This is a genomic window from Phormidium sp. CCY1219 (genome assembly GCF_055795085.1).
On record NZ_JAYFEQ010000528.1, the window covers coordinates 1 to 24,324 of the forward strand.

The following is a 24,324-nucleotide window of genomic DNA, read 5'->3' on the forward strand; positions in this document are numbered from 1 at the left end:
GCACGCTTAAGCAATTTATGCATTGCTTAAGCGTGCTGCCTGCCGCCACGGTCTCATTATACCCGATGCTCATATCCCTTGTCAACCCCGAAAAAAAATGCGCCGGCCCGGTCTTGCCAGAAAGGGGATGAGGTGATATGATGATAAATGAAGCTTAATTTTGAAACCCACCCAGCACCCATAAGCAATCTATGCATTGCTTAACAGCCCTGCCTGCCGCCACGGTCTCATTATACCCGATGCTCATCTCCCTTGTCAAGCGATTCCGAAAAAAGGGGCAATGGGGATAACAGATTGCAGAAGGGAAACGCGATCGCCCCGAGGTATTTACAATAATTTACAATAAACAGGGTGAAAAACATTCCATAAAACATGGCTCGATCGCAACTGCAAAAACTCGGCACCTACATGCGTCCCCACTGGAAAAAAGCATCCTTGGGGATTTTTACCCTTTTCATCGTCAATGCGGTGGGAGTGTACATTCCCCTGCTGATCCGCAATGGGATTGACGAACTGCAAGTCACCTTCAGCTTCGATCGCATTCTTTACTACGTATTCTCGATCCTGATTTTAGCCAGCCTGATGTGGGTGATTCGGGTATTCTCGCGGATATTGCTGTTTGGGGTAGGCAGACAGGTAGAATTCGACCTAAAACAAGGCATCTTTCAACATCTGCTGACCCTAGAACCCTCCTATTTTGCCACCAATACCGCCGGGGACTTAATCAACCGCGCCACCTCGGATGTAGATAACATTCGGCGCTTACTGGGGTTTGCGGTATTGAGTGTGGTGAATACCATTTTTGCCTATGGGTTGACCCTGCCGGTGATGCTGGGAATCCACGTGAAACTGAGCCTCTTGGCGATCGCGGTGTATCCCGTGATGCTAATTTTAGTACAACTGTTTAGCGATCGCCTCCGCACCCAGCAACAGCGGGTGCAAGAGGAGCTCTCGGGAGTGAGCGAACTGATCCAAGAAGACATGAGCGGGATCGGGCTGATTAAAATCTACGCCCAAGAAGGAAACGAGCGACGGGCATTTCGCCAACTCAACAGCCAATATTTGCACGCGAATTTGAAACTAGCCAAAACCCGAAGTCTTTTGTTTCCCATTCTCGGGGGATTAGCCAGTTTCAGTTTGCTGATTCTGCTAGCATTTGGAGCCAACGCGATCGCCACTGGGCAAATCAGCGTTGGGGATTTTGTCGCCCTGCTGCTGTACGTGGAACGGTTAGTATTTCCCACTGCGCTACTGGGATTTACGATTACCGCCTACCAACGGGGCGAAGTCAGCATCGATCGCGTGGAGTCAATTTTTGCGGTAGAACCGAAAATCAAAGACACACCGGATGCGATCGCCCTCACCGAGGCGGTGAAAGGGCGCGTCAGCGGTCGTCAGCTCACTTACCGCTATCCGGGAAGCAAAACCCCCGCCCTCGATGGCGTCACCTTTGAAATTACACCGGGTCAAACCGTAGCGATCGTCGGACCGATTGGGTCAGGGAAATCCACCCTCGCCAATGCGATTCCGCGCTTGCTGGATATTGGGCCAGGTCAATTGTATCTAGATGGCAAAGATATCACCGAAGTGAAATTAGCCGATTTGCGATCGAACATTGCCTACGTTCCGCAAGAAAGCTTTTTATTTAGCACCACCATCCGCAACAACATCCGCTATGGCAACCCCCTGGCGAAGGACATGCAAATCGAATCCGCCGCCAAACAAGCGCAAATCCACCTAGAAATTCTCAACTTTCCCCAGCACTACGAGACGATGGTAGGAGAACGGGGAATTACCCTATCCGGGGGACAGCGCCAGCGGATGGCCTTAGGGAGGGCGCTGCTGATGGACGCACCGGTGCTGATTTTAGACGATGCCCTCTCCAGCGTAGACAATCAAACCGCCACAGATATCTTGAATAACCTCTCTGGCGGAACCAGACGCAAAACGGTGATTTTTATTTCCCATCAGATGTCCGCCGCCGCCAGTGCCGATCGCATTTTAGTCATGGATCGCGGTACCATCGTCCAAAGCGGCACCCACAGCGAACTGGTGCAGCAAAAGGGCCTGTACCAGAACCTCTGGAATCAGCAAAAACTAGAAGCCATGCTGCAATAATCGCCCAGGTTCGCGGTGGCGATCGGCGCGAATCGGCGCGTTTATCCCCACAGTGGCAGCAATGCGCTACTATACCTGTTGGTGTTTCGACAATGATTGTGCATTACCACTCAACATGGATCCTGAAAAGTTTATCAGTATTGACGACGAAAGCATCTCCTTGCGCCAAGCGTTAGGTTATCTGCGCTTTACCGGAGAACTGCAGCCATTCCTGATGCGAATTCTGCGCCAGCACATTATCGAGAAAGAGCTAGAACAACGCGGAGAAATGGAAGTAGACTCCACCCGCCTGGAACAGACGATTATCAACTTTCGCTTGCAAAATGAATTAGTGCAACCCGATCGCTTTGACAAATGGCTGGAAAGTCAAGGGTTGAATTATACCACATTCCGGTATCAATTTGCAATGGGGTTGAAAGTGGAGCAACTGAAAAACGAAGTGACCTCGGAACGGGTGGAACAGTATTTTAACGAGAATAAACCCTTATTCGAGCAGGCGGTACTCTCTCGCATTGTGCTCGGCGATCGCGCCAAAGCGGAAGAACTGAAGCGAGAACTTACCGAAGACGGGGTCGATTTCGCCACCGTTGCCAGAGAGCATTCTCAAACCAACGATCGCCTCTATAATGGGATGATGGGATCTGTAGCTATCTCTCAATTACCCCCCCAAGTGCGCGACGCACTTGCCTCCGCACAACCAGGGGATATAGTCGGTCCGGTGGAATTTGAAGGGCGTCACAGCATCCTCCGTTTAGAAGAGCGCATTGCTCCCACTTTAGAAGGGCAACTGAAACGGCAACTGCAAGAGCAATTTTTCGAGCAATGGTGGCAATCGAAATTGCAAAACAAAAACGTTAAATTAGAAATCGAGTAATATTGTAGGGTGGGCAATGCCCACCCCGATCTGGGATTAATATAACGACCCCATTATGGGAGAATTAACTATCATTTTGGAGAGAACTTGCTTCGATTTGCGGGAGAGAAAAATAAAATGTAGAACCCCGATCGCATTTCGACTCCACCCAAATCGAACCGCTGTGACTTTCGACGATTTTGCGACAAATGGCTAACCCCATGCCGGTTCCCGGAGTATTATCTTTGTGGAAGCGTTTGAAAGGAAGGAACACTTTGTCGAGGTATTGGGAGTCGATTCCGATGCCATTATCGCGAATGGCAAACACCAGGCGATCGCCTTTCTCAGAGGCAGTAATGCGAATTTCAGGTACAGCTTGACTGCGATATTTTAGCCCATTCCCGATTAAGTTTTGAAACAGTTGTACCAAAGCGTTGCGATCGCCGAATATCTGGGGTAAATTCTCGTAGAGAATCGCCGCCCCAGTGGAGTCTATTTCGCGTTCTAGATTTTCGCACGCCTGACGAATCAAGATCTCGCACTCGAGGGATTTAAACGAGTCTGGCTGCTTGTTTAAGCGGGAATAACTGAGCAAATCCCCAATCAACTCGTTCATCCGGTGGCAGATTCGTAAAATGCTACTCAGGTAATCATTTCCCTCGCCATTCAGTTGGGAACCATAGCGGATTTGCAACAGTTGCGCGTAGCCGCTAATCGTAGAGAGGGGGGATTTTAAGTCGTGAGAAGCGATCGCGGTAAACTCTTCTAGTTCCGCATTCGCCCGCGCCAGTTCTGCATTCGATTGCTGCAGGGCTTCTTCTGTAGTTTTGCGTAACTCGATTTCCGCTTCTAACTGCTGATTTTTTTCCTGGAGTTGTTTTTCGGCTAACAGTCTTTGACAATTTTCTTCATTTAAACGGACATTTTGTTCTTCAAGTTTTTTTTGCAAGCGATATAATTTTAGATGATATTCAATGCGGGCAAATACCTCTTCATATTGCAGGGGTTTTGTGATATAATCCACTCCCCCTACGGCAAAAGCTTTCACTTTATCTACGCCTTCGCCTTTCGCGCTGACAAAAACTACCGGAATTTCGCAAGTGCGCGAATCTTGTTGCAATAAATGACAGACCTGATAACCATCCATCTCCGGCATCATAATATCGAGTAAAATCAAATCGGGCGGCAAAGAAGTTGCAGCTTTTAACGCCATCGGTCCATTAATTACCCCTCGAGTTTTATATCCTTGTTCCGTTAACATATTAGCGAGCAACCGCAAATTATTCGGTTCGTCATCCACCAACAAAATATCGGCGATTGTCGAAGTTTCCGGGTAAAGCTGTTGTTTATTCATGGCTCGAGTTCTCCGCGAGTGTAGTAATTTTATCGAAGCGGAAATTGTCACTCCAATCGGTCAGGATTTTAGCCAAACCAGCATGTTCTGCGGGAATTTCATCGAGCAGATCCGCGATCGCCATACTATCGGCACAAATCGCTGCCTGATGCAATGCTTGGATCCACTCCGGGGGCATTCCTTGCAGGGAAGCTGATGCCAGGGCCAAATCGGAGTTAACCGACGCAGAAGTTAAATTTTCCAGACAATCGCTGGGATCGCCAAGCGCAGAGGAGGGAGGTTCGGCATAACGATAGCGCACCCCGAGATGTTCGGCAATTTTTTGGAAAATCACCTCTTCCCGACAGGGTTTACGCACGAAATCATCGCAGCCGGCTGATAGAATTATACTGCGATTTTCCTCAAATACACTAGCCGTGAGGGCAATCACCACCGTTCCCTGACCTTGCAAGTGGGACTTGATGTAGCGAGTGGCATCGTACCCATTCATCACCGGCATTCGCATATCCATCCAAATCAAATGCGGGTGCCAAGTTTCCCAAACTTTGATGCACTCTGCCCCATTTTCAGCTTCGCGCACTTCAAAACCTATCGGTTCGAGAACATAACGCAGCAGCAGACGACTTTCGGCGCGATCGTCTACCACCAGAATGCGATAGGTGGGTTGATGCGGTTCTAAGGCGATCGCGCGGCGCAGGGGAAGGGTGGTTTCGATATCACTAGCGCGGGCGCGAGTCGCCTGAATGTTAAATTTCACCACAGTTCCCTTGCCCACTTCGCTAGAGATCCCCATATCGCCCCCCATCATCGCCACGAATTTGCGGCTAATCGTCAACCCCAAACCGGTGCCTTCCGCCGATTTTTTCCCGGTGGTAGTCTGCACGAACGGATCGAACAGATGTTCGATATCTTCAGCAGGAATTCCCGGTCCGCTATCTTCCACTTCAAACCCTAAAACAACCCCATCCTCATCCAGGTTGTCCCACACAGACACAGGACATTCCCTCACCCGCAAGCCAACCCCGCCTTCGGCAGTAAACTTAATCGCATTGCCCACCAAATTCGTCAGGACTTGACGCAGTTTTCCTTCATCGGTAGCGATAAAACGCGGCAGGGTAGGATCGCGATCGAAAATTAACCTCAACCCCTTGGTTTCTGCCTTGATTTCCAGCATGGATTCTACGGTATCTAACAATGCATAAAAGTCAAAACGACTGAGATTGAGCGTCACTCGTCCCGCTTCTATTTTAGAAATTTCTAAAATATCGTTAATCAAACTGAGCAGATGTTCTCCACTGCGATTGATAATCCCAATTTTTTCCTGGTGCGGCGGCGCGAGTTGGGTATCGCGCCCCAGCACTTGAGCGAAGCCGAGAATCGCATTCAGCGGTGTCCGCAATTCGTGACTCATATTCGCCAGAAATTCACTTTTGGCGCGGTTGGCGGCTTCGGCGGCTTCTTTTGCCTGTTGCAATTCCACCGACTGCTGCTGAATGTAGGCAAACAGTTCCGCTTGTTGAATGGCAACTCCTAACTGAATGGCAATGTGATTTAAAAAGTCAATTGATGTAGATTTCCATTGGCGCGCACCGCAATTTTGATAGGCACTGAGCAGTCCCCAGAGGGTTTCCCCCACGAACAGGGGAACGACGCAAAAGGCGCGCGCTTGAAACTGTTCTAGGAGTTCGATATGACAGGGGGTTAACTGAGCTTTATAGATATCGTTAACCGCAAAGATTTCCCGATTGCGGTAGCGCCCGCCTTTGGTTTCTTGTAAGTAAGAATCTGTCCAAACGCGCTGAATGTTTTCTCCCACTAAGGGAACCCAAGCTGGCGCAACGGATTCGGCAATAAATTTGCCACTCCAATCGGGGAGAAATTGGTAAACGGAGACGCGATCGCACCCTAAAATCTCGCGCAATTCCTCGGTGGTGGTTTGGAAAATTCTTTCGATTTCCAAGGTTTCGCGCATTCTTTCTAGAGTGCGGGCGATCGCTTTTTCGCGCAGCAAACTAGAGCGCAGTTTATCTTCCGCTGCTTTGCGATCGGTGATATCAATGGCAATTCCTACTAATTTTTCCGGAGTTTCATTTTCATCGCATAGCAGTCTAAACCGCGACTGCAACCAAATTATTTTTCCTTCCGCACAGATAGTAGGCGTCAGGGTATAAAACAGTTGCGTGGAATCCGAAGGGGTGAGTATTTTTTGAATTTCGCGATTGAAGGTGCCCCGATATTCCGGCGGTTCAAAGCGGCGAATGCCCTCTTTTAGGGACATCTGGTAGCCATTCTGCGCCTGGGCGGTGGTGTTGATAATCGCGTACCACTCATCGGTGAATTGGAAAATTTCCCGTTTCAGGTTCAGTTCGTAATATCCCATGCCCCCAAACAGCAGGGATTCCGAAAGCTTGATTTTGGTTTCGAGCAATTCTTGTTCCGCGTGGAAGCGATCGCTAATATCCGTAATTTGGGCAATCAGATAAAGCGGCATATCCTCCGGTGTTCGCATTAAAGAAACGCTCAACACTCCCCACAAAATCGTTCCATCTTGCCGCACAAATCGCTGTTCGAGCTGACAGGAATCCATCTCCTGACGATAAATAGCCTCGAAGCATTGGAACTCCCGCGCTTGGTCTTCTCGATGGACGATATCCTGCCAGCGGATAGACAGCAATTCCGATTTGCGATAGCCCAGCATTTCGCATAATGCGCCATTGACGTCTAAAAATCCACCTGCCACCGACACCAGACACAGACCCCCGGCGACGGTATCGAAGACGCCGCGAAATTTGCGCTCGTTTTCTTGCAAGGCGGCTTCAACTTGCTTGCGATCGCTAATATCCAATACAATCCCATGCCACACAAAATCCCCATTGTCTCGGGGTTCGGGTTGCGAGTGCCCCTGCAACCATTTCACCTTCCCAGAAGGGGTGATAATCCGCCATTCATATTTAAAGGTTTCCAGGGTTTGAGCGCAGCGCTCCACCTGCGCCAAATAGCCCGGGCGATCGTCCGGGTGAATGCCACCGACAATCAGAGGGTATGGATCTTTTAACACCTCTTCTAACGAAGTTTCCACAATATCTTCGATGAGGCGGTTGATATATTCAAATTCCAGAGAACCATCGGGATGTTGCACCATCGAATAAATATTTCCCGGCACTGCCCTAGCCAGGTTTTGCAGTCGAGTGAGCGCGATGTGTAACTGTTGTTCGGCGCAAACGCGATCGTGAATATCCCGCCCGACCACTTGCAGTTCTATCGCCTCTCCATTCTTGTCGAAAATCAGCCGATTCACCCACTGCGTCCAGCGAATTTCCTCGCCGACAATCACCCGATTTTCGATAGTAATCAGCGGATTTTCTTTACTCATGGAGTGTACCAGGAGATCGACCCTTTCCCGGTCTTCCTCAAACACAACTGGGTGATAATTATGGCCGATGAGGTCTTCGCGTGGAATGCCAAAATAACGACAGTAGGCGTCATTCACGAAGGTGAAAGTGCCATCCAATTTCAGGCGGGCGATGGTTTCGATTTGGTCTTCCACGATACCGCGATAGCGCTGTTCGCTTTCGCGCAAAGCCGCTTGGGCTTGCTGACTGGCTTGATAGAGATTCGCCTGGTGAATGGCAATGGTTAATGGCTCCACCACGCGACGAATCCACTCGATTTCCTCCTTTAAGCACGGGAGTGGCGTGGGATTGGACAAACTCAGGGATCCCCAGACGATGCCGTTCACCTGCAGGGGGACTAACAACCAACTCCCCGGACGCTGATTGGCTAACCATTGGTTAATTGGATCTTGAATAGAGGTTGTATCTTCAATGAAAACCACTTGATTTTGCTTTAATTGCGCCGCCAAGGGATTGCCCTCATCGGGGATTTCTTGCCCCATCTCGTCCAGTAATTCGAGGGATTCGCGATAGGTAGCAACATGCTTCCAAACCCCCCGATCGCTCAGGTACTGCGCCACCACTCCCCGCTTGAATCCCAGCAGTTCGGCAATGCCGGCGGTGGCGGTGGCAAAAATGGTGGGCAAGTCCAATGAGTGTTGGATGGATCGAATCAGTTGGTTGAGTAATTGTTCGCGTTGGGTTTGTTTCTCAAGGGCGAGTTCGGCTCGTTTGCGATCGCTAATATCCGTGGCAAAACCTACTATATGAAGTCGGTTGCCCGCTTCATCGCGCACGGAATTAATTTGTGCCAAAATCCAGCGAATTTCCCCATCGGGACGGATAATTCGATATTCTCTTTTTACGGAATCCACATTAACTTGTCGCCGGAGAGATTGCTTCACCAATTCGCGATCGTTGGGATGAATGCTCTGCTGCCAACTGGTCGGATTGCGATACAATTCCTCGCAGGGTCGTCCCCATATTTTTTCGTAAGCTGGACTGACGTACATAAATTCTCCCGTGGTGGCCGATCGCAGAAAGAAAAATTGGTCGATGGTTTCGGCAATTTCTCGAAATCGCGCTTCACTTTGCCGCAGGGCTTCTTCCATTTGCTTGCGTTCGGTAATATCGAACGTAATCCCCAATATTTGCTGAATTTCTCCCGTTTCATCCAACATCGGCACGTATTTGACCGCGATCGTGTAGGAATCTCGACCGGGTAATTGAATGGTGCATTCCCCCTCTTGCAGGGTTTTGCTTTCCACGGTGCGCTGCAAAATCGGCAAGTAGCCGGCGGTAACTTCTGGGGGAAATAACTCTTCATCCCGCCGACCTAGAAAACGCTCTAAAGGCCAGCCGGTTTTCTCCAATCCGCGTTCGTTCACGTATTCAAAGCGCCGAGCGCGATCGTAAATAGCAAACACATCCGGGGCATATTTCACGGCTAACCGAAATCGGTTTTCGCTTTCGCGCAAGGCGGCTTCTATGCGGTTGAGTTTGCTAATGTCTTTGCCAATGGTGAGCACATACGGTTGGCTATCGATGTAGATAATTTCGCAAGAGATTAAGCCAACTTTGATTTCACCGGATTTGGTGCGCCAGTGCAATTCCCGGGCGATCGCGCTCCCGGTTTCTTTCAGTTCGGCGAGGATCTGTTGTCTGCGATCGGGATTGACCAGCAGATTGAGTTCTTCTGCACTGCGACCGAGAATTTCTTCTTCCCGATAGCCAATGAATTCTAAAAAGCTATGATTCACCTCAACCCACTGTCCTTCGTCTAAGGTGATGAGGGTAATCGGATCGGGAGAATTTCTAAAAATTGTGGCGTATTTGGCTTCGGATTCGCGCAAATCGGCTTGCAGGCGATCGAAGGCATCTTGCAATTGTGCCGCCATTTGATTGAAGGAACGCCCCAAGCGAGCAATTTCAAAAATGGGTAAGCGATGATGGGGTACTCGCTGGTTTAAATTTCCTTGCGCCATTGAGGCAGAAATTTGACTGAGGGCAAAAATCGGACGGGCGATCGCATTTGCCAGCCAAATTCCGAGGACGAGGGAAACTAGCACTGCGATCGCCGTAAATATCAGGGTATTTCGCAGATAAATATCTGCCCATTTCGTAAAATCAGACCGAGGCACCACTGTGGCGATCGTCCAATTCACCCCATACTCGTCTTTATAGGGTTGAAGCTGATAAAAATAGGTGTGTCCCTGGTGGCGAAATTCCCCGAATTCTGCATTGTTCACCGCCGCCCAATCTGTCCCCTTTGAATTAAGAAACCGACTGGTTTCTCGCACCAACGGATTGACGCTTTCTGTGGCCAATATCCGCTGAAAATTGCCCTTGCCGATGGTTTTGAAAGGGACTTCCTCGGTGGAACTGGCAATTAACGATCCGTCGGGTTCGACTAAAAAGACAATTCCCGATTTGCCGATTTTTAAGTGTTGCAGAAACTCCTGTAGACGGGTTAGGTGTAAATTAACCGCAAAAGCGCCGATGAATTGGTTGTCGGTGCGATCGTAAACCGGTAAACTGGCATTAATGGTTAAATCCGACCTATCCCCTAGGGTATAAATATCGCTCCAACTCGCTTGTTGGGTTTCTCGGGCTAAGCGATACCAGGGGCGCTCTCGGATATCCCATCCCGGCGGGTAGCTTCCCGCTTGTAGCAATCTGCCCCGATCGCCGGTTTCGGTGATTTCGTACTGTTGGAAAGCGCGAATGTCCGGGCTATCCGTCACCCACAGCGATCGCTTCCCCGCCACGAAATCCGCAATCCGAAAACTTCCCGCTTCGTTGGTGTATAAAATATCCGGAAGGTTTTCAACGTTAAAGCTTTGCTTGATGAGATAGCGTTCCACCGCATCCATATCTTGCAGGTCTAGGGTTCCAAAGCGCACCGCATTGGCATGGCTGCGATTCACCTGGTGGGGCAATGCCAGGTAATTGTCCAAATACAGTTCCACGCGATCGCCCACTTCTACCATTAACTGCTGCGTCAGTTCCCGCACGGATTTCTGGGTGCCCAAAAATGAATTGTAATCCGTTATCGCAACCGTAGCAATCAGCAGCAGCAGAAAGGGAACGACCAAAACCAGTCGTAGGGGTAATTTTAGGGGCAGCCAAGATAAAGGCGATCGCATAGTGGTACTCTTCCCTGGTTGGCAACACAAGGCATCTTTCCATCGAGCCAACCCTTGTCTGTGCCAATTATAACCTTCCGCCTCGAGACTGACCCCAATTCATCAATTCTCTTTACCCAATCTCTTAGCCGAGTTTCATTCCCCTCAAACTCCCTCCCAGGCTCCATCTGGATCCCCCCCCAGCGGCATCCCTCCCCTAGGCGAACCGGATAACCCGCAGGTTTTATACAATCCTCGGGTAGCCAATCTGCATATTTTATACAATATTTATCGGTAGGGTGCGTGACGCCCGGATTAGATGTAGCGATTATCCCCCCAAGAAGGGAGCGGGCGTCACGCACCGGCCAATCTCATGGGTTGGTCGGGTTGGTGCGTCACCCCCGCATGAGATTGGTGGATGTTCTCACTCATGGGTGGGCGGGGGTGACGCACCCTACGGGTGGGTTGGGGCTAACTGCGCCACTTCCGGGTGAAATCTTCCAAGACTGGCCCTTGGATTTGCTTTTGCAACCACTCCACTGCCTGTTTTTGGTGCAACAATCCTTGATAATACTGACAGACATCCACCAAACGAATGTTAGTAGATTGTGCCACAGAGTGTTGCTTGCGCCACTGACGGGCGAATTCCGCCAGAGTCGGCGCGGCAATTTGCATTTGCAACCATTCCAACGCCAGCTTTTGATTGCTCAAACCGCGATAATAATGGCAAACATCCAGCAAACTAATGCTGGTGGATTGTGCCACGGAGCGAGATGGCTCTTTTCGCCACAATCGGGAAAATTCCCGTAACGTGGAATCGGACAACTGCCCTTGCAACCAATACACCGCTTGGTCTTGGTGCGGTAAGCCGCGATAATACTGGCACAAATCCTCTATTTTAATCCAAGAGTGCCCCACAGAACGATCGCGCCAGCGACGAGTCAGCTCCTCCAAGGTGTTGTGAGACAGTTGCCCTTGCAGCCATGCCAAAGCGCGGTTCTGATGGGAAAAGCCTTGATAAAAGCGGCAAACGTCAATCAAGCGAATGGGTGGCGAGGAATCGGAAGGGGTGGGTTGCGGTTTCGGTGTCGGTTCCGGTTCCGGTTGCGGGGTGGGGATAGAAATCGGAGGCGGCGGTGCAGGTTTGGGAGGCGCGGCGGGTTTGGTCAAACTCATTAACGCGGTCCAGGTATTAATCCCGACAATGCCATCCACTTGGAGGTTCATCGCCTGCTGAAATGCCTTGACGCTTTGGGTCATCGAAGTGCCAAACACGCCATCGATCGCCCCGGGATTGAAGCCTTTGGCTTGCAAGCATTTTTGCACGTAGTGTATGTGCGAACCCCGATGTCCCTCGCGAGCCAGGTTAAACCAATTTATATCCACCCCGCCAGCAATCCCGCTGACCGCACCGCGATCGGTGTACTGCCAAAAAGTCCATCCATCCCACCCCCCGGGAACCCAGGGATTATCGGTCTGATAATGGGCAATCCACAAGGGATAATCGGAGAACTCTTTCGGATTGCCGATTCGGTCCCAAAAACTGGGATATGTATAGATAATCGGTCGCCGATTGGTTTCTTTTTCCACAATCTGGAGCCACTGGCGAATATCGGCAATAATCGAACTGGCACTCATGCCATCGGTGGATTCGATATCCAAAACCGGGGGCAAATCCTCGGGTTCGAGTGTCACTGTCTTGAGGAATACTTCCGCTTGGGAATAGGGATCGCGTTTGGCGCGATAGAAATGATACGCGCCGCGATGCAACCCCACGGATTTCATCGTATCCCAATTGAGGCGGAAGCTATCGGCAACGAATGTGGCACCTTCAGTGGCTTTGGTGAAGGCAAAACCCATCCCATCGCGGACCACGGAATGCCAATTTACGGGATGTTGCCAGTCGGAAACGTCAATGCCTTTTGCACACATAGCGGTAGATTTGGTGGAAGGAGTAACAATTAAAAGTGGGAGTTTTTTCCCTGAGGCTTCCAGGAAAGCTGCGGAATGATTTCTCGCAGGTGAAGGGGGCAGGTTATCGGGAAGTTCCCCTCGGCATCCGCGCGGGTCGCATTTTGCCCCAACGGTGAATGCCTGTATCCTAAAAAAAAGGCCAGCCTCGCTTCTGATAGCTCAACTATACGGCGCGCAACCAGATGCATCGGGAAAGATGGCTACCGCCACCGCCGGGAAAATCAACCATTGTCCGCAGAATCGTTTAAAGTTGTACGGGGAGTTTGTTAATCAGTGGGATGGTGTTATGGATGTAATTCCAGCAATTGATTTATTAGAAGGTCGTTGCGTGCGGCTTTATCAAGGAGATTACAATGCTTCTGAAGTGTTTGATGAGGACCCGGTGGCGGTAGCCAAACGATGGGTAGACCAAGGGGCAAGTCGGTTGCATTTGGTGGATCTCGATGGGGCGAAAGCGGGGGAACCGCGCAACCTGAAAACTATTGAAGCGATCGCCCAAGAAGTGCCGGTGCCGGTGGAAGTGGGCGGCGGATTGCGAACTCATGCCTCGGTGGCGAATCTGTTCTCTGTGGGGGTTCAATGGGCGATTCTCGGCACTGTCGCGGTGGAAAAACCGGACCTGGTGCAACAACTCGCCGAGGAATTTCCCGGTCAAATTTTGGTGGGCATCGATGCCCGCGATGGCAAGGTGGCAACCCGGGGGTGGTTGGAAACCTCGGAAATTTTGGCCTCGGTTTTGGCCCAACAAATGGCTCAGTTAGGGGCGGCGGAGATTATTTACACCGACATTCACCGCGATGGTACCCTCTCCGGTCCGAATATCCCCGCACTGCGCGACCTCGCCGACGCGATCGATATTCCGATTATTGCCTCCGGCGGCGTCAGTTCGATTAGCGATCTGCTCAGTCTGCTTTCTCTCGAACCCCAAGGAGTGACTGGGGCGATCGTGGGTCGCGCCCTCTATACCGCCGATGTCTCCCTCCCAGAAGCCCTGCAAGCTGTGGGCCCGGGCAGAATCCAGGATATTCCCCCGGATTTCGGCTCTTCTGCTTTCGCTTGAAAGGTCCGGCTTCGGTTAACTCCGGGTTTTTCTCGAGCCATTTATCGCCTCGGGGTTGACAAATTTGCGTTTTTGTGGTAATAAGACGTTCCCAGGCTGAGTCTGGGAACGAGTCCCACGAGTCAATTGAGGCATAAAAATGAGAAAGAAAAATCACTTTGTGATTACACTGTTTTATGACAGGAAAACTGAAAGGAATGGTTCGCGATCGCCGATAATACCGGAGACTCTTGCCGAATTGGCAGTTCGATGATAAACTCGGTGCCTTTTCCCGGCGTAGAATGACATTGCAAGTTGCCGCGATGTTTTTCCACCACTACTTGCCAGCTAATCGATAACCCAATGCCGGTGCCTTTTCCGGGAGGTTTGGTGGTAAAGAAAGGGTCAAACAAACGCTCGCGAACTTCTTCAATAATTCCCGGACCATTGTCTGCAATTACAATCGCCACTTGGTTATCATTGAGCAGTTCGGTGCGAATGGAGATTCGATTGGGATTGGCCTTAATTTCTTCTGCACTTCGGCGCAAATTGTCTTCTTCCATTGCGTCGATCGCATTAGCTAAAATATTCATAAACACCTGATTGATTTCTCCACCAAAACAGTCCACTTCGGGCAAGCGATGGTCATACTCCCGTTGCACTTGAATGGCGGGGCGATTCGAGGTGCATTTCAGTCGGTGGTGTAAAATAAACAAGGTGCTGTCGATGCCTTCGTGCAGGTTAATCGGTTTCATTTCCAACCCATCGCCGCGCGAGAAGTGACGCAGCGATCGCACGATATCCCGGATGCGATCGGCTCCCATTTGCATCGAATCGAGCATTTTCGGCAAATCTTCCTTGAGAAATTCTATATCGATTTCCTCCGCTTCTTCCACAATGGGCGGCGTCGGTTCTGGATATTGTACTTGATAGAGATTGAGCATCTCTAGCAAATCCTCACTATACTCGCGCACGTGGGAGAGATTCCCGTAAATGAAGTTCACCGGATTATTGATTTCATGGGCGACGCCAGCCACCATTTGTCCTAATGCAGACATTTTTTCAGTTTGAACCACTTGGGTTTGGGCGAGTTGCAGTTCGTGCAGCGATCGCTCCAACGCCGCCTGCGCGACTTCTCGCTCTTTGATTTCCCGTTTCAAACACTCATTCGCTTCCGACAATTCGGCGGTGCGCTGTTCCACTCGCCGCTCTAACTCCTCAGTGAGCTGTTGCAATTGAGCTTGGGCTTTTTCCCGCTGCATCACTTCCCGGTGCAACACCTGATTTTGCCCTTGCAATTGCTTGGTCAAATTGCACAGTTTCAAATGAGTTTTTACCCGGCACAAAACCTCTTCGTGCTGAATCGGTTTGGTGATATAATCCACCGCCCCTAAATTAAACCCTTTGACCTTATCTTCTGTATCGGCGAGCGCCGTCATAAAAATCACCGGAATGTCTGCACCAATTGCGGAGGCTTTTAACTGCTTGCAGGTTTCAAACCCATCCATTTCCGGCATCAGCACATCGAGCAATATCAAATCCGGCGCAGAATATTCCACTTTCTGAATGGCACTTTGCCCGTTGCGCGCCACCAACACCTTAAATCCACCGTTGCTTAAGAAATCAAACAACACCTTTAAGTTGGTGGGATTGTCATCCACAATTAAGATGGTATCTTGTTCTAAGTTTTGGATACTCATGTATTCGCTTCCCGGTATTTTTGAACCAATTCTAAAATCTTTTCTTCTTCCAGTTCGGTGGCTAATTCACTTAACTGGTTGGCAAACGGAGCGTATTTCGCATCTAACTGATTTAGATACTCCGCTCGGTCCTGAATGCCTTGGATATCCCCCATCATCGCTAAGTCAAATAAAATGGCAATTTCTTCTGCCGGCGGAGGCATAAGTTCTTGTGGCTTGGCGGGTTCGGGGGAGGATGGTGGAACGATGCGATCGCCGACGGTTTCCTCGGCAACCTCATATATCCATTCTAATCCTAACTGAATTTGGAGGCATTCTAACAGCTCATCGGCGCGAATTGGTTTGGGAAGAAAAGCGTCGCATCCCGCCGCGAAACCAGACTGGCGATCGCGCTCGAAGACGCTGGCTGAAGTGGCAACGATCGCCACATCGTTTAGTTCCTGGGAATTGCGAATCCGGCGAATGACTTCAAACCCATCCATCACTGGCATTACCAAGTCCAGCAAAATGCAATCGGGCTTCGATTCAAAGAGGCGATCGAGGCATTCTTGTCCGTTACTGGCTTCCAGAATTTCAAATCCGAGAGGTGACAATAAATTCGCCAAAACCGAGCGATTTTCCCACTTGTCATCCACCACCAGCAGTTGGCGAGGCGCGCCTAAAAAACCGCGAACTGGTCGCTCCGATCGCCGCTTCGTTTCCGACACAAAATCCACTTCCTTCACGGTTAGCTCGAAGTAAAAACGACTTCCTTTCTCCAGTTCGCTTTCTACCTGTAATTCTCCCCCCATCATTTCCACTAATTGTCGGCTAATCGCCAATCCCAAGCCGGTGCCTTCAATTTGATGCGCCCGATCTCCTACTTGCTCGAACGGCACAAAGATGTGGGACAATTGCGCCGATGACATGCCGATGCCCGTGTCTTCAATTTGGAAGCGAAGGCGACGGTAGCCATTTGGCAGAGAATCGGGAATCGATCGCCCGGAGTTGCGATCGCCTCCTCCGTCGGGTTCCGTCACCTCACCCACTTTTAACGTCACCCCCCCTCGTTCGGTAAATTTAACCGCATTTCCCAGTAAGTTAATTAAAATTTGCCGCAACTTTTTGCGATCGGCAAAAATCGCTGTGGGTAGCGGCGTCAGAGATTCGTAAATCAGAGAAATGCCTTTTTGTTCCGCCCGGATGCGGATGATTTCGGCAATTCCCTCCATAAAGTCGGAAAACTGAAACTCAATCGGGTGCAGTTCCATTTTTCCTGCTTCAATTTTAGACAAGTCTAAAATGTCATTAATTAAAGTCAGCAGGTGTTCGCCACACTGTTGAATGATGTCGATGCCATTGTGTTGCTGGCGATTGAGGGTGCGGTCTCGCGTCAGAATTTGCGTATAGCCTAAAATGCCATTTAAAGGGGTACGAAATTCGTGGCTCATGTTGGCGAGAAATTCACTTTTGGCGCGACTGGCGGCTTCGGCGGCGGCTTCAGCGCGCTGTCGCTCTGTTATTTCGCGTTCCAGGGCGATATTTTTTTGCTTTAATTCTTGGGTGCGTTCTTCAACTTTGATTTCTAACCTGTGGCTGTAGTCTTCCAGTTGTTGATAGAGACGGGCATTTTCTAAGGCGATCGCCGCTTGTCCCAATAGCACGCGCACGATTGCCAATCGCTCTTCGGTAAATGCATGGGCGGTTAAATTATTCTCCAGATAAAGGAGAGCGCTAAGTTGCCCTTGAAACAGCAAGGGAGCGCAGAGAATCGATTTTGGCTGCTGTTGAATAATGTAAGCATCCCCTTGGAAAATCTCCGCCTCGGTCGCATTATTTAACACCACATCTTGTTGGGTGCGGGCCACATAATTAAGCACCGACAGGGGTAACTGGGTGGCGATCGCCATCTCGGTGGCAAAGTCGCCGGTTTTCACGTCACTAGCGTTAGCTTTGGCTTCGATGGCAAAAATGCCGTTTTTCACAGACAGCAGAAATCCCGTTTCTGCCCCGGCATTTTCCAGCATGATTTTCATTAATTCCTGCAGCAAGCTGTCTAGTTGGATTTCCCGGGTAATCGCTTGAGTGGCTTTTAGCACTGTGGCAAAATCAAGTAATTCTGTGGGTTTGCCGGTGGTGGTTGTGGCGGAAATCGTGCGGGTGATATCCATCCCCGGAAAAGAGGCAATTTCTGGCATCCGCGCGATCGCTTCCGGGTAGCGTTGTTGTAAATCCTCCGCTTTCGCTTTTGCCCCCCAGCGGATATACCCATAATAGGCATCGGTGAGATAAGTTTTCGCCACTTTTTCTCGACCCAAACTCAGATAAAATTCCCCAGCGAGTTCGTTACCCAAGGCTTCTCCTTGGAAGTATTCTTGTTGGCGCGCCCCTTGAATGGCGCGCTCGTACCCATCCATTGCCGATTCGCGATCGCCCAGTACCCGCGCTTTTTCCGCCGCCACTAAATCGAACTTGTGCTGGAAATTTTCCGGGGCATGAATCGCCCAATTTTTCATTTCTTTTTGATTGGCTTCCACCCGCTTTAAGTAGTCGGTGCGGGATGCAAAATCCACGCGATCGCACTGTGCTAGCAACGCCAAGGAATAATAAAAATTATGCTCCGGAACCATCATCAAAGAAATCACGCTTCCCGCATATTCTGCCGCCGCTTCTGCATTTTCCACCGCCGCCGCAAAGTCTTTAAACTGATAGTTCAGCACCGACTTGGCACAATAGGCGCAAAATAAGGAAAATACGTTTTTCGATTCCTGCAGCACCGGCAGCATTTCGGTTTCGTTAAAACTGCTTCCCATCAAGCGGGTGGTTGCTTCGCTTTTTCCCTGCAAATTCAAGGCAAGCTGATGCCAAATTTGGGTATAATACATGCAAGCATCTTGTTTGAGCTTTTGCATTAATCCTAGATAGCTTTCACATTTGCGATCGACCGCTTCTAAATGCTCGCCACTAAATAAGCTGTAGGTGCAATGGTACATTGCCGAATAACAGGCATATTCCAAGTCGCCGGTTTCCAATCCCGATTGAATCGCTTCTCGCAAGGGTTCGAGGGTGGCGCGCAGGGGTTCTTTCCAATGGCGGGCACAGGCATTCACCACCATGACGGTTTTGCATTCAAATTCTCGCGCTTCGTAGCGATCGTTCAGACGCAGTGCCAACTTCCCAAATTGATATGCCGCTTCGAGTTTGTTTAGTGCCGCACACACCATTGCGTACATCGAATAAACATAAGCCGCCGATGCAGAATTTCCCCCCTCAATACAGCGCTTGACCACAGTAAATGTTACCATGGGAAACATCTCGGGGGCGGTGACATAAATCGCCGAACTGACGGTAATTAAAATTCGCACCGCCGCCAAGGCATAAGGATCGGTCATCTCCGGATTGTTCGTTAATCCGGCAATATTTTCCACTTGCGGGGGGTCTTTTTCCTGGGGTACCCCCAGTCGTTCCAGTACCTCCAGTGCCAGATCCACGGCTAATGTTTTCGTCTGGTTTCGGGAAATGTAAAATTGAATGGTTAGCTCGTCTACTCGCAGGCGATCGAGTAGGGTTTTGGCTTGCGATTTGGCAATTTCTATCAGCTTGCCGGCACGCTCGAAGTTGGTGTTGAGATATTCCGCTTCGATCGCTTCCACATGCAAATTCAGCGTCAGCTCGTAATCGGTTTCCCAGCTATTGGCACTCAACAGTCCCAAACCCACGCTCAAGTATTTAACGGCGGATTCATAGGCGGTGGCAGTTTTTGCTTTTTTCCCCGCCATCAAATTCAGTTGCGCCAGTTCGATTTTTTCCGCTTCGCTGCTGAGCAAATCGGTGCCGTAATTCAGTTGGTCGATTAACCCAAAAATATTCTCTTCCCGTTCTGCCGCGGTGGTATTTCTCAGCAGCAATTGACCGATTTGCAGGTGAGTTTCTTTTTTCTCGGCTTCGGGAATCAACGAGTAGGCGGCTTGCTGGACGCGATCGTGCAAAAATTTGTACTTAACTTTTACTTCATTTAAGGCAATTTTTGACTGCCGTTCCCATTTTGACTGCCGTTCCCAGCCTAAAATCAAGGGAATTTTGTAGTTTTTATTCAGGGGTAAAACCAGTCCTGCTTGCAGTGCAGCCCACAGGTCTACAGCGGTGTCGGTGGGAGATTTTTGATGCACGATCGCCAGCATGTCTAAGTTAAATTGATTTCCGATACAGGCGGCAAATTTCAACACCTTTTGCGTTGCCCCGGGTAGGTAGCCGATGTTTTTGGCAATCAGTTCCACCACATTATAATCGGTGATGCCCACGGCTTGAATTTCGGCAATATCCCAATTCCAGATGTCTGAAGAGAAATCATATACTAATAAGTTTTCGGTATAGAGAGTTTTGAGTAATTGGGTTAAGAAAAACGGATTGCCTTGGGTTTTGTTAAAAAGCAGTTCGGCGAGGGGGTTGGTGTTGGCGGTGTGGGATAAAGTATCGGCCACCAATTCTCGCACGTGAATCGGTTTTAAAGGTTCGAGGACGATCCGATTCACTGTCGCCCCGGCGGATTGGATTTTGTCCAGGGTTTGAATGGTGCGATGGGTGGGAGAAACTTCGTTATCGCGATAAGCTCCAATGAAGAGCAGATATTGGCGATCGCGATCGGTCATTAACAGTTCGATGAGTTTTAATGACGCCGAATCCGCCCATTGCAGGTCATCGAGAAAAATCACCAGGGGATGTTCTGCAGCGGTAAAAATGCCGATAAATTGTTGAAACACTCGATTAAATCGGTTTTGCGATTCTGCCGGCCCTAATTGCGCCATCGGCGGTTGTTTCCCCACAATCAGTTCCACTTCGGGAATCACGTCGATAATCACTCGAGCATTCGCCCCTAAAGCAGCTAAGAGTTTGTCTTTCCAGGTTTGAATCTGCGCTTCGCTTTCGGTGAGCAGTTGCAAGATTAACGACTGGAAAGCTTGCACTAAAGAAGCATAGGGAATATTGCGCTTGTACTGGTCGAATTTCCCGGCAATAAAATACCCTTTTTGGCGGACGATGGGTTTGTGAACTTCATGGACTAACACCGATTTTCCGGTACCGGAATACCCGGAAACCAACATCATTTCTGTAGTACCAGCGGCGACGCGATCGAAGGTGGCTAAAAGCTGGGCAACTTGCGCCTCGCGCCCGTACAGTTTTTGCGGAATCAGCAGTTGACCGGCTTTGTCGGCGCGCCCCGGGATAAATTCAGCAAGATTGCCCCCAGTTTGTTGCGCCATCCAACAGGTTTGCAGGTCGGATTTCAAACCTTCGGCACTTTGATAGCGTTCTTCAGCGGTTTTGGCAAGCAGTTTGAGGGCGATCGCCGATAACGCTGGGGGAATTTCTGCATCGATATCCTGCGGCGCGATCGGGGTTTTGGCAATATGATGATGCACCAATTCTAGCGGGTCTTGGCTTTGAAACGGTAACTGTCCGACGAGCATTTGATAAAAAGTAACGCCCAAGGAATAAAAGTCGCTGCGATAGTCTACGCTGCGATTCATTCTTCCCGTTTGTTCCGGGGACATATAAGCCAAGGTGCCCATCAGTTCTTGCGGATGCATCGGGGTCGCGGTTTCTCGACTCAAACGCGAAGCAATGCTAAAGTCAGTGAGCTTGACTTTTTGGGTATCGGGATTGATAATAATATTCTGCGGTTTGATATCTTTATGAACGATAGAATGGCGATGCAGATGGCCGATCGCTGTGGCAAGCTGCATGGCAATGGCGAGAAATTCTGCCACAGAAAGGCGCTTTTGCTGGAGATATTCTTCTAGGGAAATGCCGCCAAAGTCTTCCTGAATTAAAACCAGCCCGTTTTGATGAGGATCTAGGCTGTAATGGCGCACGATTTCTTCGACATCGCTCAACTGTTGGGCGATTTGATATTCCTGTCGGAGTCGGGTAATTTCTTCTAGGGTTGGATATTCTTGCTGATGGGTTTTCAGAATCACGGCCCGATTGTCGCGCTCTCGTAAACCTCGGTAAATGACGGTGGACAGACCTCGGTGAATTTCGGCGATAATTTGATATCCAGGCAGCGCTATCATCGGTTTTATTCTCTGCGATAAAAAATTAGAGGATTTGTTTCTCAACCCCAACAGGAGCGATATTGTTTCGGGTCAGCGAGTTTTTGGCTCGATTTTAGAACCAGCCGACAGTGGGAAACTGTCTTGATTATGATTATAAGGGACGCTACACCCTCGCCGTCGCGATCGCTACAGAAACGCCCTAAATCTTTAACATTTCTTTAAACATTGACTGGTTGCCTCGCGATCGCATCGGTTGCGAGACCATCGCAAAACGACCTAAAAATTGCCGTGAATTCATGCAATTGATGCAATGAATTCGCGGCAATGGGTCTGCTATTCCCGGTGGGTTGATTGGGCGGTATCGGTTAAAACTTCTTCAAAGGCAAAGTCCGGTGCGGCGAGGACGAACAAGGTCGTCGGCAAACCGGCAGCCCGTGCCTGTAAGCTTTCGTAGTAGCGGGTGTAGTTTTCCCGGGGAGTTGCCATTCCCAAAAACACCAGATCGGCATTTTCAGAAGAGGATCGCAGGATATCCTCAAACGGCTGTCCGTCGGAAACCAGCACTTGCGCGATCGCCCCAATGCGAAGCTCTTTAACTAACGAATCCAGATTCGCTCTAGCAGCTTCGGCGGCGGTTTCGTCGGACACTACCAGCTTCAGATGCACTTGAGCATTGCGCCATTGGCTGCTGGTTCGCACCAGATAGGCCAAAATTAACATCAAACCGCCATTGGCTTGCAACCCGCCCCACCACACATCGATGCGGCGACGGTTTCCGAACCCGCGATCGGCATTTTCGCGCAACAGAATCACATTGCGCTTGGCATAATGCAGCCTCGCAATGGTTTGACAATAGCGATCGCGCCGGGTGGGTTCTTCGCTATCCCCCATCAAAATCGTATTCGGCACCAACGGTCCCAACCCATAGGTTTCCACCAACCGTTCTGCCCCTTCAAACGGATCCGGAGCCGCAACTAACCGCACCAACGCTTGCACCCCGCGCCGCTCCAAATAATCCCGAATCGTCGCTTCCAATTTCGCTTGCTGCGCCGCATCCCGCGTCCCGCTAGGTAGCACGCTCGAGACGGTAATCAACCCCCGGTTGTGGGTAAACGCCGTGGCAAGTTCGATTAAAATCCATCGTCGGGTGGGGGCACCGGAAAGCACCAGCATATGGGGTCGCCAGTTTTTCGTATCCGGTTCGTTGCTCAGGTTAAAAATCCCGGTGCGAACCACTTCCATCCACATGCCTCGGCGCACATCCCCCCAGGCGGTTTCCAGTTCGCGCCGTTCCAACCACAGGTAAACCCCTAAGACGATAAATGCCGCCACGACGGTGGCGATCGGGTTGATTAACAGCATCACCGCAATGCAACCGATCGCCCCCAACAAGGAAAAAATCCAGTTAACCCGAAAGGCGGGACGAAATGACGGACTTTGCAAAAATCCTTCAATCCCCGCCGCCACATTTAACACCAAATAGGTGGTCAAGAAAAACATGGTCAGCACCGGGGCAATAATATTCAAATCCCCCAGAACTACCGCTGCCACTGCTACCCCCAGGGTGACGCAGGTGGCAATAAACGGTTCGTCATCCGGTCCGCGTCCCGCCCCCAATATCTTCATCCATCGGGGCAACACGCCGTCGCGGGCGAGGGCCTGCAACACGCGCGGGGCACCTAAAATACTGCCTAGGGCACTGGAAAGGGTGGCTCCCCACACCCCCAGCAAAATCGCCGGCCCCCACAGTGCCATGTCCTGCATGATCAGGGGATTGTCGATTAAGGTGCGCGCATCGGCACGCATCGCCAGCAGGATGGGAAGCCCCATATACACCAGGTACCCGGTCCCTACGGCGGCGAGGGTGCCCACGGGAATGGATTTGGCCGGATCGCGCAAGTCCCCGGACATGCTCACCCCCGCCATGATGCCGGTGACGGCGGGAAAGAAGACGGCGAAGACCACCCAGAAGGATTCGGAATATTGCGGTTTGGCTCCCCACATCTCGATAACTGTGTTTTCCAGGGGCTGTCCGAAGAGCAAGGAGACTAGGGATAAGGCGATCGCTGCCATGATGAAGTATTGAGCGCGAATCGCGGTTTTGGCGGATTTCAGGGCTAAAATCGTCACCGCAATGGTGGTCACCAGGGCAATTATTCTTTGCAGGGCTTTGATTTCGGGAAAGGCTTCCACGATGCTCTCGGCAAAACCAATGGTGTAAAGCGCCACGGAAATGGCTTGGGCAAAGTAGAGGGGAATGCCCACTGCACCCCCGGTTTCGATGCCGAGGGAACGGCTGATCATGTAGTAAGCGCCGCCAGTGCGCACAACGCGATCGGTGGAAATCGCCGCCACTGACAAGGAGGTTAAAAAGGTAATCGAGGTAGCCAGGGTGACGATAATCAAGGTGCCCAGTAACCCGACGTTCCCCACCACCCACCCGAATCTCAGGTACATGATGACGCCGAGAATGGTCAGGATGGAGGGGGTATAAACCCCGCCAAAGGTACCCAGACCGCTACCGCTATTGTTGGGCGGATTCACGGGATTCGACGAGTTACGGCGAAACAAGGAAAAGCGTGGCATAAAGGCTGATAAAATTATGAGGACAATTTAGCTTCTCGGCGGGAAGCCCCGCGCTCTACCCGTGCTTGGTAAGCGTCGGGATGAGAGCCAGGGGAAATGGAGGGGTTCGATGCCCCTCCATTTCCCGAATCGGAGGAGTCTTACTGTT

The 24,324-nt window shown here is 50.5% G+C and carries 9 protein-coding genes; 3 read left to right on the plus strand and 6 right to left on the minus strand.

Translation table 11 applies throughout. The annotated features are described in order from the left end of the window. Window positions 1-372 precede the first annotated feature (372 nt). Together AC0QH1_RS14145 and AC0QH1_RS14150 are read left to right on the plus strand one after the other, a co-directional pair. Window positions 373-2,118 (plus strand): ABC transporter ATP-binding protein, encoded by a 1,746-nt coding sequence (locus AC0QH1_RS14145; protein WP_324631809.1) that lies wholly within the window; start codon window positions 373-375, stop codon window positions 2,116-2,118. 115 nt (window positions 2,119-2,233) lie between these two features. Next, on the plus strand, window positions 2,234-2,992 hold the full coding sequence (locus AC0QH1_RS14150; RefSeq protein WP_324631810.1) for a peptidylprolyl isomerase: 759 nt from the start codon (window positions 2,234-2,236) through the stop codon (window positions 2,990-2,992). 64 nt (window positions 2,993-3,056) lie between these two features. Here the strand turns inward: AC0QH1_RS14150 and AC0QH1_RS14155 are convergent, their stop codons facing one another. From AC0QH1_RS14155 to AC0QH1_RS14165, 3 genes are all read right to left on the minus strand, one after another. Continuing rightward, entirely contained in the window at window positions 3,057-4,325 is a 1,269-nt protein-coding gene (locus AC0QH1_RS14155; RefSeq protein ID WP_324631811.1) for an ATP-binding protein, read from the minus strand. Next, window positions 4,318-10,863, minus strand: coding sequence for a PAS domain S-box protein (locus AC0QH1_RS14160; protein WP_324631812.1), 6,546 nt, complete (start codon window positions 10,861-10,863; stop codon window positions 4,318-4,320). The genes AC0QH1_RS14155 and AC0QH1_RS14160 overlap by 8 nt, the downstream gene beginning before the upstream one ends. Before the next feature lie 450 nt (window positions 10,864-11,313). Then, complete coding sequence (locus tag AC0QH1_RS14165) at window positions 11,314-12,774, minus strand: GH25 family lysozyme (RefSeq protein WP_324631813.1); 1,461 nt, start codon at window positions 12,772-12,774, stop codon at window positions 11,314-11,316. Between the two features lie 328 nt (window positions 12,775-13,102). On the opposite strand from AC0QH1_RS14165, the gene hisA reads away from it, so the two are divergent. Then, entirely contained in the window at window positions 13,103-13,876 is a 774-nt protein-coding gene (gene hisA, locus AC0QH1_RS14170; protein ID WP_324631814.1) for a 1-(5-phosphoribosyl)-5-[(5-phosphoribosylamino)methylideneamino]imidazole-4-carboxamide isomerase, read from the plus strand. A gap of 164 nt (window positions 13,877-14,040) precedes the next feature. Here hisA and AC0QH1_RS14175 read toward each other — a convergent pair whose 3' ends face one another. The 3 genes from AC0QH1_RS14175 to AC0QH1_RS14185 form a co-directional block, all read right to left on the minus strand. Beyond that, window positions 14,041-15,555 (minus strand): hybrid sensor histidine kinase/response regulator, encoded by a 1,515-nt coding sequence (locus AC0QH1_RS14175; protein ID WP_324631815.1) that lies wholly within the window; start codon window positions 15,553-15,555, stop codon window positions 14,041-14,043. Further along, window positions 15,552-21,608: a hybrid sensor histidine kinase/response regulator gene (locus AC0QH1_RS14180; protein ID WP_324631816.1), complete on the minus strand. Its 6,057-nt coding sequence runs from the start codon at window positions 21,606-21,608 to the stop codon at window positions 15,552-15,554. Before AC0QH1_RS14180 ends, AC0QH1_RS14175 begins: the two co-directional genes overlap by 4 nt. Before the next feature lie 315 nt (window positions 21,609-21,923). Continuing rightward, window positions 21,924-24,176 (minus strand): amino acid permease, encoded by a 2,253-nt coding sequence (locus AC0QH1_RS14185; protein WP_324631817.1) that lies wholly within the window; start codon window positions 24,174-24,176, stop codon window positions 21,924-21,926. Window positions 24,177-24,324 lie beyond the last annotated feature (148 nt).